This is a genomic window from Streptococcus halitosis (assembly GCF_023147855.1).
GTDB lineage: Bacteria > Bacillota > Bacilli > Lactobacillales > Streptococcaceae > Streptococcus > Streptococcus halitosis_B.
The window spans coordinates 173,798-187,214 of the sequence record NZ_JAHXOP010000001.1 but is presented as its reverse complement, the minus strand read 5'-3'; the positions used below and the strand labels follow the sequence as shown (position 1 = coordinate 187,214).

General features: G+C 40.8%; 12 protein-coding genes. 3 read left to right on the top strand and 9 right to left on the bottom strand.

The features are described 5' to 3' along the window. Positions 1–712 precede the first annotated feature (712 nt). From KZX55_RS00935 to KZX55_RS00910, 6 genes are all read right to left on the bottom strand, one after another. Complete coding sequence (locus tag KZX55_RS00935; RefSeq protein ID WP_248022855.1) at positions 713–2,221, bottom strand: hypothetical protein; 1,509 nt, start codon at positions 2,219–2,221, stop codon at positions 713–715. A 3-nt stretch (positions 2,222–2,224) separates the two neighbouring features. Further along, complete coding sequence (locus KZX55_RS00930; protein ID WP_248022853.1) at positions 2,225–2,728, bottom strand: hypothetical protein; 504 nt, start codon at positions 2,726–2,728, stop codon at positions 2,225–2,227. Further along, positions 2,729–2,881 carry a hypothetical protein gene (locus tag KZX55_RS00925; protein ID WP_248022852.1) on the bottom strand — a complete coding sequence of 51 codons (153 nt, stop codon included), beginning with the start codon at positions 2,879–2,881 and terminating at the stop codon, positions 2,729–2,731. A gap of 190 nt (positions 2,882–3,071) precedes the next feature. Continuing rightward, on the bottom strand, positions 3,072–3,344 hold the full coding sequence (locus KZX55_RS00920) for a PspC domain-containing protein (protein ID WP_061413929.1): 273 nt from the start codon (positions 3,342–3,344) through the stop codon (positions 3,072–3,074). A gap of 59 nt (positions 3,345–3,403) precedes the next feature. Then, a complete protein-coding gene (locus KZX55_RS00915; RefSeq protein WP_248022849.1) occupies positions 3,404–3,847 on the bottom strand; it encodes a SprT family protein in 444 nt (147 codons plus the stop codon). Further along, on the bottom strand, positions 3,834–5,963 hold the full coding sequence (locus tag KZX55_RS00910; RefSeq protein ID WP_248022848.1) for a Tex family protein: 2,130 nt from the start codon (positions 5,961–5,963) through the stop codon (positions 3,834–3,836). Before KZX55_RS00910 ends, KZX55_RS00915 begins: the two co-directional genes overlap by 14 nt. A 130-nt stretch (positions 5,964–6,093) precedes the next feature. Between KZX55_RS00910 and KZX55_RS09160 the strand changes: the two genes are divergently transcribed. Genes KZX55_RS09160 through KZX55_RS00900 form a run of 3 tightly spaced genes read left to right on the top strand, consistent with a single transcriptional unit; the run spans position 6,094 to position 7,943 of the window. After that, positions 6,094–6,225 carry an SPJ_0845 family protein gene (locus KZX55_RS09160; RefSeq protein WP_000268697.1) on the top strand — a complete coding sequence of 44 codons (132 nt, stop codon included), beginning with the start codon at positions 6,094–6,096 and terminating at the stop codon, positions 6,223–6,225. Further along, entirely contained in the window at positions 6,226–7,131 is a 906-nt protein-coding gene (locus KZX55_RS00905; RefSeq protein ID WP_248022846.1) for a permease, read from the top strand. Continuing rightward, complete coding sequence (locus KZX55_RS00900; protein ID WP_248022845.1) at positions 7,128–7,943, top strand: TIGR03943 family putative permease subunit; 816 nt, start codon at positions 7,128–7,130, stop codon at positions 7,941–7,943. The genes KZX55_RS00905 and KZX55_RS00900 overlap by 4 nt, the downstream gene beginning before the upstream one ends. Positions 7,944–8,023: 80 nt before the next feature. Here the strand turns inward: KZX55_RS00900 and KZX55_RS00895 are convergent, their stop codons facing one another. The 3 genes from KZX55_RS00895 to rnc form a co-directional block, all read right to left on the bottom strand. Beyond that, complete coding sequence (locus KZX55_RS00895) at positions 8,024–8,950, bottom strand: bifunctional riboflavin kinase/FAD synthetase (protein ID WP_248022844.1); 927 nt, start codon at positions 8,948–8,950, stop codon at positions 8,024–8,026. Positions 8,951–9,093: 143 nt separating this feature from the next. Then, the gene (gene smc / locus KZX55_RS00890) at positions 9,094–12,633 is read right to left on the bottom strand and encodes a chromosome segregation protein SMC (protein ID WP_248022840.1); all 3,540 of its coding nucleotides are present in this window, start codon (positions 12,631–12,633) and stop codon (positions 9,094–9,096) included. Continuing rightward, positions 12,624–13,322 carry a ribonuclease III gene (gene rnc, locus KZX55_RS00885; protein WP_000661472.1) on the bottom strand — a complete coding sequence of 233 codons (699 nt, stop codon included), beginning with the start codon at positions 13,320–13,322 and terminating at the stop codon, positions 12,624–12,626. The genes smc and rnc overlap by 10 nt, the downstream gene beginning before the upstream one ends. Positions 13,323–13,417 lie beyond the last annotated feature (95 nt).

Sequence of the window (13,417 nt, the reverse complement as noted above, 5' to 3'; positions counted from 1 at the left end):
GCATCCCAGTTGAACACGCTCGATATCTTTTTGACTTGGTTTTCTTGTTTTCTTTTGTAAAATTCTTTTCATGGTTTTGCTCCTTTGTTCTTTATGAGTCTAGTTTATCGCAAAAAAAGATGGCTTGCCATAACCTAACCTTACAAAAGAGACTTTAATCTTACATTTTTGTAAGATTGAAAAAATCAAGCAATTTCGCTATCAATATTTTACCATAAAAGAAAGGCAAGAAGAAAACCCTTGTGGATACAAGGGTTAAAAGTTATTCATCTTTTTGATCTCGTCTAGAAATGATGAATTTATCAATGAAGAGAAAATGAAAAAGAAACAAAGGAATTGCTAAAAGACAACCTTCTTCTGAAAAATCCTGTTTCGTTAAGTGGTATAAGTAATTATTGGTTGATAGAAAACTAGTAATCAAAGTAAATAGAATCCAGAACACGTCCGTCCATTTATAGTTTTTAAAGTATTTCCTAAGCATGCTACTGCCTTCTTTTCTCTTGTAGTAATGTTGCAAAACTTTTGATATTGTAGATTTACTCACCAAAACCAGCCATCATTGTCTTCAATGGCTTGGGATTCCTTACGTTTCTATTTTATCATTTAATAGTCATTGACTGATCTAACTTAAAAAAATAATTTCGGATAGAAATAAATTGTCTTATATAATTATAAATATACTCGTACTTATAAAAGACATCCAATCCAAGTATTATAAATATCCTACACAATTTACACCTATAACTCCTCTTCTTAGGAATATCGTATGAAGTTTCTCATACTCAAATTGTTCATATTCAAATCGCTCGTATTCAAACTTCTCAAATTCAAACGGTTCGTATTCAAACTTTTCATATTCAAAAACTTCAATTCCTACTTCTTTTAATACTTCTTCTGGCAACTCGTAATTTTGGTCTACTAAACTAAATAGAGTAAATCCTGAATCAACACAAAACGATAGTACTGGATTATATATTGAAGAGTAAATTACAGAACCAGCTACCGACCCCACAAAACTACCGATCATGTATCCTAGCACAGGTATTTCAATTAGAGATTGACTCACAGAACCCATAGATAAAGCACATGTTGTTACAAACATTTCTTTGATTAATTCATTAACCATCTCAGATCTGCTCATGTTTCCGGTAGTTACTTGATATGAATTTTTCATGGAATTCATCACTAATACAGTCACTGCACCAACTACCGACGGATCAATAGATTTCATCGCACTACCACATAATCCTGCCTTACAACTTGCTGTAATTGCTGCTGAAACTGTACCTCTTACAAATCCTTCGCCTGCACCTGTAATCGCTGCAAATCCTATCTTTTTAAATTGACCTTCTTCAATTTCTCCATTTTTAATTAGATAAGCTATGGCATTCAATATTTCAGGAGCAACTCTTAACGCCATTGATATTGTTGCTGCAGTTAAGCCAGCTTTGTACGCATGCCTTAAGATATTGGTATAGTTTATTAATTCTTCGGTTGTTAAATGTAAGTCCTCAGGATTTACTCCACCCTCTTTAGACAATCTTGCAAGTTCACGTGCTTCCTGTTCCGACAAAGCAATAGATTCATTCCCCTTATTATCTTTAACTTTATCACTGAGTAATTTTAGAGTTTCTTCATAGCGATGAACTTGCTCCGGTCGCTTTACAGCTTCTTCTCTTATTTTTCGCTCTAAAAACATAGTCGCTTCTTTTAGCTGATCTGATGGAATTACTCTATACTGCCCTGTATAAACTGGATCACTCAAAATTGTGTCTGCTGAGTATCCTCTCTTCTCCAAATATAAATCTAAACTTTCTTTCCCACCTTGTGATTTATATTCGCTAAAACGTTGAAAAATACTCTTAGCTTGTTGTTCTGCACTGGATGCTCCGTTTTTATAATATTTTAAACCAAACTTAGCATCGAAGTTTACTCCCGTAATATCAGCAGAACCAAAATCATGGCTACGATCAACTTGTACTCTGTTTTTTGAAGAATTAATAGCTGCATTAATATTAAAAGTCCCAGCATGCCAAAACTCAGCAACATCTCCCTTTAGTGTATCTATACTTGCACCATTTGTTTCGAAGCCATTTAGATTATTCACCAACTTCTTTATCTCTGATTCTACAGCGTCTATATAATATACTCCAGCAGCATGTCCTGCAATATTACCTGCGTTCTGCTCAAAGAATTCATATCCTTCTTTAAAGGCTTTCATTCTTTATCCCTCCAAGAATTCAGATAATCCATCCATGTATAATATCGCTGTCAATCCTCTGTACTGTTGATCCATGACTTTTTCTCTATCCGTTCCAGTAAGAAATTGAGTAACACCTAACACTGCACCAGTAGCCAATGTAATACCAGGTGCCAAAAAACCTAGAAGTGCACCACCAGCTATTAAAGCTGCTGTATTCCCTCCTACAACCCCATTTACTGCATCGAACGCCTGCTCTGGAAGTGATTTTGAAAATTCTATCTTTTCAAAGTCAGACTTATAACCACGACAAAACTCAACAAATTCATCATACATTTCTGGTTGACTAATAACATCTGAGACTAGCATCATGCCACGCTTACCTAACCAACCGTATTTCATTCCGAATTTATCGAACTTTATATCCATACTAGGTATTTCATTCTTACTTGTTTGGTTTTCGCCAATAAAAAGCACATGTTCGTTAGAAGAAATTGTAGACATATTATCAAGATAATGTTTTTCCAATCAAACACTTACTTTTATTGAACCATCTTTAGTTCCTACAATTTCATCACCTTCATCATCATTAGTACTTACAAGTTGTCGTAGATAATTTCCATATCCAACTGTTTTATCATCACAAACAATAATTAATTTTGTTGTATTTTGTTCAAACATAAAGTTCCCCCATATTATACTTGAATTTATTATTATGATTTCTTATTGCTATGTATTGTTTTCAATGCTTTGGCATGTTTCACAATAATAATCAAAATCATTTTATACGCTTATTATACCATTTCAGGATTTGATTTGACAAGTTTAAAAAACTTCGTCCTATTGGACGAAGTTCCTGCTTCTATTATTATCACCAAAACCGTCCATCATTGTCATCAATGGCCTCGGCTTCCTTGCGTTTGCGTGGTCCTGTTCCATACATTTCTGCTTCAATCTCTTCCTTAGTTGGCAGAATAGAGGCTAGGATGATGTAGATAATCACGCCAATCCCAAAATTTGATATGGTAAAAATGGCAAAGAGAAAGCGGACTAAGGTGACATCAAAATTCCACTTGTCTGATAGACCAGCTAAGACTCCCGACACCATGCGATTTCGTCTCATTTTATAAAATTTTGTATTCATTATTGTTTCCTCTTTCGGTATTCTTACAAGTAGTATAGCATAAAACGGGGTCACAAACATCAGTCCTTAGGCCGATTTAAGATGATGAGTTTACCACGGCAGACGCCACAGCGATAGCGTTTCGTGTCAATCTTCCTCTTTCGTTGATAGGATTGCTGGCAGGATTGACACTGATAGACTAGGTAACTACTTTGGGCTCTCAAAGGTGGTACAAAGCGCAGTCCATCTACTTCTTTCAAAAGTTCCTTAAAATCTCGGTCCTTATGTCGATACCCCTTTTTCTGAAAATATAGATGATAATGGCAAAGCTCGTGCCGTACGATTTTCCGAAAAACTTCCAAACCAAGTTCATTATAGACCTTGGGATTAAAATCCAAATGCCCATCCTTGGGGAAAAATCGTCCACCTGTCGTTCGCAGACGAGAATTCCACTGGGCTTGGTGCGTGAAAGGTCTACCAAAGTCTTCAAGTGAAACAGACTGAACGTACTCAGTTAGATTCATCTGGAGCTAGGAGCGACAGATTGACTTTTTCACGTTCGGTATCGATTTTCTTAACCCAAACCGTTACCAAATCTCCAACAGACACCACTTGACTAGGATGTTTGATAAATTTGCGACTCATGTGGGAAATATGGATCAAGCCGTCCTCGTGAATCCCGATATCAACGAAGGCACCAAAGTCAACAACATTACGCACCACACCTTCCAGCTTCTGGCCGACTTTTAAGTCTTTAATATCCAAGACATCTTGACGGAGAACTGGAGCATCAAAAGAATCACGGAAATCTCGACCCGGTTTGAGAAGGTCAGCAATGATATCTTTAAGGGTTTCTGGGCCAAGTTCTAGTTCTTGCGCCATTTCCTTGATAGAAAGAGACTTAAGCTTATTTTGGGCTTCTTCATTCAAGTCCTTGATATCCAAGCGTTTGAAGAGCTCCTTAACGGCAACATAGTTTTCTGGGTGAACTCCTGTATTATCAAGGATATTGCTACTTTCTGGGATACGGAGGAAACCAGCTGCCTGCTCAAAGGCTTTAACTCCCAGGCGAGGAACTTTCTTAATTTGAGCGCGTGAAGTGATTCTTCCTTCTTCTTCACGGTATTTGACAATATTTTCAGAGATGGTTTTATTGAGTCCAGCTACGTGTGAAAGAAGAGCTGGGCTGGCCGTATTGACATTGACACCGACTTGGTTTACCACGGTATCCACGACAAAGTCTAGACTTTCAGACAGTTTCTTCTGACTGACATCATGCTGGTACTGGCCGACACCGATTGACTTGGGATCAATTTTAACCAATTCAGCAAGCGGATCTTGCAAACGACGGGCGATTGAAATAGCAGAGCGTTTTTCAACGGTTAATTCTGGAAATTCCTGACGAGCAAGTTCACTGGCAGAGTAGACCGAAGCGCCACTTTCATTGACGATAACATAGCTGACTTCAGGAAAATCTTTCAGAACTTCTGCCACAAAGGCTTCACTTTCCCGACTGGCAGTTCCATTTCCGATAGCAATAATTTCTACACTGTATTGACCAATCAAGTCTGCCAAATCTTTCTTGGCTTCTTCGATTTGACGAGTAGAGGCTGGTTTAACAGGATAAATGACCTGAGTCGTCAGCATTTTCCCTGTTGCATCTACTACAGCAAGCTTGGCCCCTGTACGAAAGGCAGGGTCAAAACCTAGAACCACGCGCCCTTTCAGCGGAGCAACTAAGAGGAGATTGCGCAGATTGTCAGAAAAGAGTTGGATAGCTCCTTCTTCTGCTTTCTCAGTTAATTCTGTCCGAATGCGTCGTTCGATAGCAGGCAAGACTTTTTTCTTAACTGACTGTTGAACAACTTCATCTATATAGGTATTTTTCACCTTGAAACGAGCAGCGAAGAAAGATAGAATACGATCCGTCGCATGTTCAAAGCCAACTTTCAAGATGCCTAATTTTTCCCCACGGTTTAGGGCTAAGGTTCGATAGCCCTGCATGTTGCCAACTGTCTCTGAGAAATCGTAATATATCTGAAAGACTTGTTTTTCATCAAGACTTTCATCCTTGACCTGCGAAGTGATTTTAGAGTGTCTCAGTACTTCCTGATAGGTCATAGCACGTAGATTGACATCTTCGGATAAGGCTTCTACCAAGATATCAACTGCACCAGCTAAGGTCTCTTGACCAGTCGCAAATCCTTCACAGACAAACTTCTCAGCCTCTTTCTCTAAGTAAGCTACGTTTTGCAAAATCAAGCGTGCGAGAGGAAAGAGTCCAGCTTCGCGGGCAATAGTAGCCTTGGTCCGACGCTTTTCCTTATAAGGAAGATAGAGTTCTTCAACGTCTGCTAATTTTTCAGCTGCCAAAATAGCTTCTTCCAATTCCTTGGTCAGTTTGCCTTGTTCTCGAATCTTAGCTAAGACAGCTTCTTTACGGTCGTTGAGATTTGTCAGACTTTTATCCAGGTCGATAATGGCCTTAATCGCCACCTCATCCAGACTACCAGTCATGTCCTTCCGGTAACGTGCAATGAAGGGAATTGTCGCCCCTTCAGCCGTCAAACTTAGAACGGTATCGATTTGCTTTAAGGTTACACCCAAATCTTGGGAAATTTTTTCATATTTTTTGTCCATGAATCTATTATACCATAAGGAACAGCCCTTGTTTCGTCCTACCCTTTTTTACCTCTTTGATTATCAAAATAATCCCTTTTCCACAAAATAATAGTATAATAGAGGTAGAATGTAGAAAAGAGGTAGGCCTATGGCTGTTAAATTTACAAAAACCGACGACTTGGACAAGATGTTTGAAGAATTCGCCAAACTTCCTGACTTAACACAAGTCACTTTCCCAGATGACAAAAACAAAAAAGAAAAAGTTGAGAAGAAAAAATAGATGACTGTTTTCCAATCTCTTCCTCCTAGCATCTTACAAGCAGGGGCTATCTTTCTTTCCATCATGATTGAAGCCCTTCCTTTTGTCTTGATTGGGAGTCTCATTTCGGGATTGATTGAGGTCTATATCACACCTGATAAAGTTTATGAGTTTCTTCCTCGCAATCGTTGGGGGAGGATCTTTTTTGGTACCTTCATTGGCTTTCTCTTTCCATCATGCGAGTGTGGAATCGTTCCAATTATCAATCGTTTTCTGGAAAAGAAAGTGCCCAGCTACACAGCGGTTCCCTTTCTGGTGACTGCTCCCATTATCAATCCTATCGTTCTTTTCGCCACTTATTCTGCCTTTGGCAATTCAATAAAATTTGCCTTATTGCGAGCTCTGGGAGCTATTGTGATTGCTTTGGTGCTTGGAATTTTCCTAGGATTTTTCTGGAAGGAACCCATTCAAAAAGAGAATCTTATCGCTTGTCATGAACATGACTTTTCACACTTGACTCCTGCTAGAAAGGTATTTCAGGTCTTCATACAAGCTATTGATGAGTTTTTCGATATGGGGCGTTACTTGGTCTTTGGCTGTCTCTTTGCGGCTATCGTGCAGGTCTATGTCCCGACTCGGATCTTGACCTCTATCAGCGCAAGTCCAGTCCTTGCGATTCTCTTGCTTATGTTTCTAGCCTTTCTCCTCTCTCTTTGTAGCGAGGCGGACGCCTTTATCGGTGCTTCTCTCCTCTCGAGCTTCGGCCTAGCGCCAGTCCTTGCTTTTCTGGTCATTGGCCCCATGCTTGATATCAAAAATCTCCTCATGATGAAACACTATCTAAAAGCGCACTTCATCTGGCAATTCATGGGCATCGTGACAGCGCTTGTCTTGCTTTATTCTTACATGATGGGGGTGATGCTATGATCCGATTTATCATTCTACTAGGTTATTTTGCTCTGACTCTTTATCTGCAGCTATCTGGCAAGCTCAGTCACTACATTAACCTCCACTATTCCTATCTAGTCTATATCTCCATGTTCCTTTCTCTTCTGTTGGCTCTGGTCCAATTCTACATCTGGATCAAGAAAATCAATTCTCACAGCCATTTGGAAAGTCGTCGAGCTAGACGAATCAGTATCCTTTTACTGTCACTACCTCTGTTGATTGGGGTTGCCTTTCCGACAGTAAGTTTGGACTCGAGAACTGTATCTGCCAAAGGTTATCATTTCCCACTTGCTGAGGGAATCGATACTGCTATTCAGGCAAGCGAAGGCACATCCAGTCAATACCTCAAACCCGATACCAGCACCTATTTTTCCAAATCTGCTTATGAAAAGGAAATGAGGTCTACAGCTGACAAATACCTCACCCAGCCAACCATTCAAGTCACTGATGAAAACTATATGGAGGTCATGGAAGTTCTCTATGACTATCCTCAAGAGTTTGAAGGAAAGAAAATAGAGTTTACAGGCTTTGTTTATAACGATCCTAGCCATCCAGATAGCCAGTTCCTCTTTCGCTTTGGAATCATCCACTGTATCGCAGACTCTGGTGTATATGGACTCCTGACCAAGGGAAACTCACGCCAGTATCCTGACAATACTTGGATCACCGCTAGAGGAACCCTGACTCTCCACTACCATAAAGAACTCAAACAAAAACTCCCAACACTGGAAGTTGAGAGTTTCACAAAAGTAGACAAACCAGAAAATCCTTATGTCTATCGTGTGTTTTAAAAAAGTAGCCTTTTCAGGCTACTTTTTTGTCCATTATATGAATTTCATTCTACCTACTCTTTCGAATTGATAGCAAACTCTCACTCTCCATCCTTCCAATTCCGAGCAATCTCTTCATCTTTCTGGAGTTGTTTTACCAGTTCCTCTACGGAGTCAAATTTGACCATATCACGGACACGGTCCAGCCAGTAGACCATGACTGTCTCACCGTAAATATCGTCAGAAAAGTCAAAAATATTAACTTCAAAACGTGGCTCTTCTCCATCGAAGGTAACATTTTTTCCAACACTTGCCATACCACGATATCTCTGACGTTGTACTTCTACATCAACTACGTAAACACCGTCTGCCGGCATATAGGTTCGATCTCTTAGGACCAGATTGGCTGTTGGATAACCGATAGTACGCCCACGAGCATTTCCATGAACGACCATCCCACGAGATGGGAGCGGAGTGCCGAGCAGATGCTTGACTTCCTTGACATCTCCATCAAGAATAGCCTGACGAATCCGTGTGGAACTAATCTTGCCCTTTTCGTCCTCAACTGGAGGAACAATGATGATCTCTCCATCAAAATAGTCCTTCAGTTCATCCGCAGTTTTCTTATCTGAGCCAAAGGTATAGTCAAATCCTGCTACAATAATCGCTGGTTTTAAAGCTCGAACATAGGTATCAAAGAATTCTTGACCCGTTAAACTAGCAAATTTGCTACTAAAGTCAAGTAAGAAAAGAGCCTCTACCCCATGCCATTTCATCTTGTGCTCCCGTTCCTCTTGATTGACGATATGGAGCATAAGCTCAGGTTGGTAAGGTTGCAAGGCAAGTTTTGGCGACTCTGTAAAGGTCATTACGACAACCGGCAGATAATCCTTCATCGAAGCCTTGCTGGCCACTTCAAAAAGTTTCTGATGCCCCTTGTGGATGCCATCAAAATAACCTAGTACAAGGACTGTTTTCCCTGGTACTGCAATATCTTTTTCATTCTTAATAGGTACTGTTGTAATCATGAAACTATTATATCATAGAGACAGTCTTTTCGCTAAGAGGAAATCCCAAATGTCGTTTTTTGCACCTGAACTGACCGTAAGAGAAAATTTAGGGCTTTAGTTTTAAAAAATAGCACCTCCTAAGAGATGCTATCATTTAGTAACTAGTCTACTGTTTCTTCTAAATCTTTTAACTTAACCGAAACAATCTTAGACACACCTGATTCTTGCATGGTAACTCCATAGATAGAATCCGCTGCCGCCATCGTTCCCTTACGGTGGGTCACGACGATAAACTGACTATCCTTATCAAAGCGGTTGAGGTAATCCCCAAAACGTTTAACATTGGCTTCGTCCAGCGCCGCTTCTACCTCGTCCAAGATGACGAAAGGAATGGTCTTAACTCGGATGATTGAGAAGAGCAGAGCCAGAGCTGATAGGGCTTTTTCCCCACCACTCATAAGGTTGAGAGATTGGATTTTCTTACCTGGTGGTTGAACAGAAATCTCCACACCAGCTGTTAAAAGATCGCCCTCAGTCAATATCAAGTCTGCCTGACCACCGCCAAACATCTGTTTAAAGGTCACTTTAAAGGACTCACGAATAGCCTCAAAGGTTGATTTAAAGCGTTCCTTAACCTCATCATTCATCTCTGTAATGGTCTCAAGAAGCAAGTTTTTCGCAGACAAAATATCATCACGCTGGCTATTGAGGAAATCCAGACGGTTGTGAACTTCTTCGTACTGGTCAATAGCGTCCAAGTTGACAGGACCCAGTGAGCGAATAGCCTTCTCTAAATCCTTAACCTCTTGCTCTACCAGATTGAGGTTTTCAAGTTCATGTGCCTTTTCTAGTGCTTCAGTATAGCTAATCTGGTACTGGTCTGTTAATTGAGCTTGTAGATAGCGCAAGCGTTCGCTGACTTTTTCCTTCTTAGCTTCAGCACGTGTTTGTTTACGAATCCACTCCTCGTTCTGCTGGCGAGCCTGATCCAAATGACTGGCAATATCATCCAGTTGACCCTCGATATCATCCAACTCAAACTGCTTGCGTATCAAACCTTGTTGGAGGTTTGTTTTCTGAGTTTTGGCCTCTTCCTCCTGCTTACTTAGCAAATCCGTATCAACTTTCTCAAGATTATCAACCTTTTCTTGGAGGAGGCGCTGAATCTCCTCTTGCTCGATATCCAGATTATCCAGTTCCTTGCCTAAGCGTTCTATATCAGTTACTTCGTAACGTTTTTGTCCCTGTAGTTCCGACTTAAGCAAGCGAGCTTGAGAAATCTGTTCCTGCAAGTTTTGATAACGTTCTTGAATAGCGTTTTTGTTAGACTTAATCTCTTCAATCTCAGATTCCATATTTTGTTTTTCACCGGCAATGGTGGCAAGGCGCTCTTGGCATTTGTCCTTATCCGCTTGCCAATCTCCTTCAGTAAGACGATTTAATTCCTCTTCTTGAAGTTTCCAAAGCGTTTCCAGTTCTTCGACCTGCTGATTGGTTTGTTGATAAGCAAGATACAAACCTTGCTCCTGAATACGAGCTTGCTCACCCTGAGATTTGATAGTTTCTAATCTTTCTGCTAATACCGCCATCTCATCTTGCAAGGTCTTCAAACTCGCTTCTTCTGACCGCAAGTCAGCTTCTTCTTTAGCAATTTCTTTTTGTAATTGCTCCAGCTCTGGCTTGATGAAAATACTATTGTTTTGACGATTGGCACCACCCGCGTAGGAACCACCTGTACGCAATTCGGTACCATCAAGCGTCACCATACGAACCTGGTAACGAACTTGACGAGCTGCCGTACGGGCATGTTCTACGGTGTCAAAGATAGCCGTGGAAGCTAGCAAATTCTTGAAAATGGCTTCTAATCTCTTATCAAACGACACCAACTCATCTGCCATACCCAGAAATCCTGGACTTGCTGCGATAGCATCTTGATTCTGACTAGAAATGGTACGAGCCTTGATAGTCGTCAATGGAAGAAAGGTTGCACGACCGGCTCTGTTGCGCTTGAGGAAATCAATAGCATTAGTTGCTGCTTTCTCATCTTCTACGATGATATGCTGACTACTAGCTCCAAGTGCAATCTCCAAGGCAGTTTGATAATGCACATCAAAGGTCAAATGTTCACTGACTGCACCAATAATCCCACCAAGACGATCTTTTTCTTGGAGAACACTCTTAACACCCGCATAAAAATTACTATGATTTCTTAGGATGTTTTCCAAACTCTGGGCTCGAGCCTGCTTGTTTTTTAGACTGTCTAGACGATCAAAGAGTTGGCTCTGCTGGGCTTGGTAAGAAACTTTCTGCTCCTCTTGTTTCTTGGCACTAGCTTGGTAGTCAGCCAATAATTTCTGAACCTGCTCCTTGGCAGTTTCAAGCTCAGACTGTTGCTGACTAGCCTTCTCTTTAGCTATAGCCAGCTGTTCTTTCAATTTCTCAAGTTGATCTGCTTGTTTTTGAGATAGTTGACGGCTGTTCTCCAGTTCATTCTCGATGCGGGTCAACTGGTTTGAGACATCCGCTTCTTCTTGTAAAAGCGCCACAAAACGTTCACGCAAGAGCTCAATCATCTGGTCAGGATCATCTGAAAATGCCAACAACTCCGCTTCTAGGCGATTGAGTTCCTTGTTGTTTTCAGCTAGGCTTTCCTCTAACCGTGCCAAGTTCGCTTCTTTTTCAGATTTTTCTTTACTCAGAGCCTTTCTCTTATCTTCCAGAGTCGCCAAACGGGCTTGCGCTTCTTGTTGATTGAGGGCTACTTGCTCGGATTCCAGTTTTGATAGGGCTAGTTTTCGCTCTAACTCACTGATCAAACTAGTCAAATCCATTAAGCTCCCTTGATCCTTGGCCATTTCAGCTTGGAGATCCTGGCGTTTCTTTTTAAGACTTTGATTTTCCTCTTCTAACTCTTCACGCTTTTGGTAATAGCTAGTCAAGAGTTCCTGAACTTGCGTCAGTTCTTCTTCTGTCAGCTCTAGTTCAGTCTTGTTTTCCTTGATTTGGGCAACCAGTACATCCAAATAAATTGCCTTGCGTTGACCATCCAAGTCGAGAAACTTGCGAGCATTCTCGGCTTGTTTTGCAAGAGGCTTGATTTGATTGTCTAACTCATAGATAATGTCCTCTAAGCGGTCTAGATTGTCTTGAGTTTGTTGCAGTTTACTCTCTGTTTCTTTTCTGCGAGTCTTGTATTTCAAAACTCCAGCAGCTTCTTCAAAAATAGCTCGACGCTCTTCAGGCTTGGAGTTAAAAATCTCCTCTACCTTCCCTTGGGAAATGATGGAGAAGGAATCCCGTCCCAAACCTGTATCCAAGAAAAGGTCATGTATATCACGCAAACGAACTTTCTTGCCGTCAATTCGATACTCGCTATCTCCACTACGGTAGATATGACGTTCTACCTTAATGACTTGCCCCGCATCCTTGATAAAGCCATCTTCATTGTCCAAGGTCACGACAACAGAGGCATAATTGAGTGGTTTGCGACTTTCAGTTCCAGCAAAGATAACGTCAGGCATCTTACCACCACGAAGGCTCTTGATACTGGACTCTCCCAAGGCCCATCGTAAACTTTCTGTGATATTTGACTTCCCAGAACCATTGGGCCCAACGACAGCTGTCACACCTTGGTCAAAGACAACCCTGGTCTTGTCAGCAAAGGACTTGAATCCCTGGATCTCAATTTCCTTTAAATACATGAATCAAGCCCTTTCTCAACGGCATTTTTTGCGGCCTCTTGCTCTGCCAATTTTTTAGAACGGCCTTGGCCTTTTCCTATACTCTTGCCCTCAACCAGAACTTCTACATCAAAAACCTTATCATGGGCAGGTCCCGTTTCAGAGGTCACCTGGTAGCGAATATCCACATCTCCATTGACCTGAAGCAGCTCTTGCAAGTGTGTCTTATAATCCTTAATCATTTCAAAGTCACCTGCTTCAACCTTGGGGATCATGACTTGATAGATAAACTCTTTTACCCTAGCAACATCCTTGTCTAAAAGCAACGCTCCCAAAAAGGCTTCAAAGGCATCTCCAAGAATGGTGTCACGATTGCGCCCACCAGACTTTTCTTCCCCTTTCCCCAGCTTGATAAACTGATCAAACTGGCAATCACGCGCAAAACCAGCCAAACTCTCCTCACGGACAATCATGGCACGGAGTTTAGACAAATCTCCCTCTGGTTTCTTAGGATATTTTTTATACAGATATTCTGAAATCAATAATTGCAGAACAGCGTCTCCTAAAAATTCCAAGCGCTCATTGTGTGAAATTTTTAAGAGGCGGTGCTCATTGGCATAACTCGTATGAGTAAAGGCAGTTTCCAGTAAGTTTTTGTCTGCAAATTCGATTGCAAAACGCTTCTTTAGTACAGTTTGTAATTCTTTCATACCAACCTCTTTCTAACTGATAACAGTCTCTTTTATTATATCAAAAAAAGTCCCCTGAGTCACTTTAAAACGGGACTAGAGGGGATTTGAGCATT

Bases quoted from the DNA above. Each gene is read 5' to 3' on its own strand.
- KZX55_RS00935 (WP_248022855.1), bottom strand. From the start codon at position 2,221: ATGAAAGCCTTTAAAGAAGGATATGAATTCTTTGAGCAGAACGCAGGT.
- KZX55_RS00925 (WP_248022852.1), bottom strand. From the start codon at position 2,881: ATGTTTGAACAAAATACAACAAAATTAATTATTGTTTGTGATGATAAA.
- KZX55_RS00920 (WP_061413929.1), bottom strand. From the start codon at position 3,344: ATGAATACAAAATTTTATAAAATGAGACGAAATCGCATGGTGTCGGGA.
- KZX55_RS00915 (WP_248022849.1), bottom strand. From the start codon at position 3,847: ATGAATCTAACTGAGTACGTTCAGTCTGTTTCACTTGAAGACTTTGGT.
- KZX55_RS00910 (WP_248022848.1), bottom strand. From the start codon at position 5,963: ATGGACAAAAAATATGAAAAAATTTCCCAAGATTTGGGTGTAACCTTA.
- KZX55_RS09160 (WP_000268697.1), top strand. From the start codon at position 6,094: ATGGCTGTTAAATTTACAAAAACCGACGACTTGGACAAGATGTTTGAA.
- KZX55_RS00905 (WP_248022846.1), top strand. From the start codon at position 6,226: ATGACTGTTTTCCAATCTCTTCCTCCTAGCATCTTACAAGCAGGGGCT.
- KZX55_RS00900 (WP_248022845.1), top strand. From the start codon at position 7,128: ATGATCCGATTTATCATTCTACTAGGTTATTTTGCTCTGACTCTTTAT.
- KZX55_RS00895 (WP_248022844.1), bottom strand. From the start codon at position 8,950: ATGATTACAACAGTACCTATTAAGAATGAAAAAGATATTGCAGTACCA.
- smc (WP_248022840.1), bottom strand. From the start codon at position 12,633: ATGTATTTAAAGGAAATTGAGATCCAGGGATTCAAGTCCTTTGCTGAC.
- rnc (WP_000661472.1), bottom strand. From the start codon at position 13,322: ATGAAAGAATTACAAACTGTACTAAAGAAGCGTTTTGCAATCGAATTT.